Genomic DNA, 2232 nt, shown 5'->3' on the forward strand with positions numbered 1-2232 from the left:
GCCTTGGATCGCCTGCGTCAACAAGAGCGCGCGATCATGCAACTTTGCGTTCGTGATGCCCGCATGCCGCGTGCCGACTTCCTGCGCCAGTTCCCGGGCAACGAAGTTGACGAAAGCTGGACCGAGGCATTGGCCAAAGGCAAAAGCAAATACGCTGAAGCCGTTGGTCGCCTGCAACCGGACATCATTCGTTGCCAGCAGAAGCTGATCGCGCTGCAAACCGAAACCGGTTTGACGATCGCTGAGATCAAGGACATCAACCGTCGCATGTCGATCGGCGAGGCCAAGGCCCGCCGTGCGAAGAAAGAGATGGTTGAAGCGAACTTGCGTCTGGTGATCTCCATCGCCAAGAAGTACACCAACCGTGGCCTGCAATTCCTCGATCTGATCCAGGAAGGCAACATCGGTTTGATGAAAGCGGTAGACAAGTTCGAATACCGCCGCGGCTACAAATTCTCGACTTATGCCACCTGGTGGATCCGTCAGGCGATCACTCGCTCGATCGCCGACCAGGCCCGCACCATCCGTATTCCGGTGCACATGATCGAGACGATCAACAAGCTCAACCGTATTTCCCGGCAGATGTTGCAGGAAATGGGTCGCGAACCGACCCCGGAAGAGCTGGGCGAACGCATGGAAATGCCTGAGGACAAAATCCGCAAGGTATTGAAGATCGCTAAAGAGCCGATCTCCATGGAAACCCCGATCGGTGATGACGAAGACTCCCATCTGGGTGACTTCATCGAAGACTCGACCATGCAGTCGCCAATCGATGTCGCTACCGTTGAGAGCCTTAAAGAAGCGACTCGCGAAGTACTCTCCGGTCTCACTGCCCGTGAAGCCAAGGTTCTGCGCATGCGCTTCGGTATCGACATGAATACCGACCACACCCTTGAGGAGGTTGGTAAGCAGTTCGACGTGACCCGTGAACGGATTCGTCAGATCGAAGCCAAGGCACTGCGCAAGCTGCGCCACCCGACGAGAAGCGAGCATTTGCGCTCCTTCCTCGACGAGTAACAACAGAACCCCCGGCCCAGGCCGGGGGTTTTGCTTTATGCAGATTAAATCCCCCGCACGCCCCCCTGCCGTTTAGCCCGTCTACACTCGACACATTCCCCCGCGCCATAACGAGACCGTTATGCCCATATTGCCGACCGTGCTTTTTTTGCTGTCGCTGATGACTTGGACCGCAACGGCTGGCGCGCTGACTCTGACCGACGACGAACGTAGCTGGTTGGCCGCACACCCGGATTTACGCCTGAGTGTGGACGCGTCTTGGGCGCCATTTGAGTTCCGAGACGAACAGGGCCGTTATCAGGGCTTGGTGGAGGACTACATCAATGTGATCCGGCACAGGCTGGCCATCAAGCTGACACCCATCGAGCCAGGCAGCTGGACCGCTCTGCTGGAACAGGCCAAACAAGGCAAACTGGACTTTATACCCGGCATCATGTCGACCCCGGAGCGCCAGTCGTTCCTGTCGTTTACTCGCCCTTATCTCGACTTTCCGATTGTCATACTGGCCCACGTCGGAGGTGCCCAACCGCACAAACTCGAAGATCTGTACGGGCTGAAAATTGCCGTGGTGAAAAACTATGCGCCCCATGAGCTGTTGCGAGCCCATCACCCTGATCTGAGTCTGGWGCCGATGCCCAATGTGAGTTCGGCCTTGCAGGCGCTGGCCGCCGACGAAGTGGACGCCGTAGTGGGCGATCTCGCTTCCAGCGTCTGGAGCCTTCGCCAGCTCAAGCTCGCAGGGTTATATGTCAGTGGCGAAACGCCCTATCGCTTTCAATTGGCAATGGCCGCACCTCCTGGCAATAAGGTGCTGGTCAGCATTCTGGACAAAGTACTGGCGGATATGAGTCCGAGTGAAATCAGCGCCATTCAGCAACGCTGGGTGGGCAATGTCCTGGATCAGCGAAGCTTCTGGTCGGATGTACTGATTTACGGCCTGCCAGGGTTGCTGTTTCTGATGGGCATGCTCGCCGTGGTGATCCGGATAAACCGTCGACTGAGTTCTGAAATTGCGCGTCGGGTCGACCTCGAACAGGAACTGCGCAGCAGCGAATATCACTATCGCGGGCTGGTCGAGAGTCTGTCGGCCATTGCCTGGGAAGCACGGATGAGCGATTACACCTACAGCTATGTGTCGCCGCACGCCGAAGACCTGTTGGGGTACCCCCTGTCTCATTGGCTCATTCCAGGGTTCTGGCGCAACATCATCCACCC

The 2232-nt window shown here is 57.3% G+C and carries 2 protein-coding genes; both read left to right on the forward strand.

Features of this window, described 5'->3' with window-relative positions; translation table 11 throughout:
• The coding region (gene rpoD / locus AC1DRJ_RS25110) for an RNA polymerase sigma factor RpoD (protein WP_477804535.1) at window positions 1-1017 on the forward strand (1017 nt) is incomplete at its 5' end.
• A gap of 121 nt (window positions 1018-1138) precedes the next feature.
• On the forward strand, window positions 1139-2232 hold a 1094-nt coding region (locus AC1DRJ_RS25115), incomplete at its 3' end, for a transporter substrate-binding domain-containing protein (protein WP_477804536.1).

The sequence above is a fragment of the Pseudomonas sp. P5_B2 genome (genome assembly GCF_056400445.1).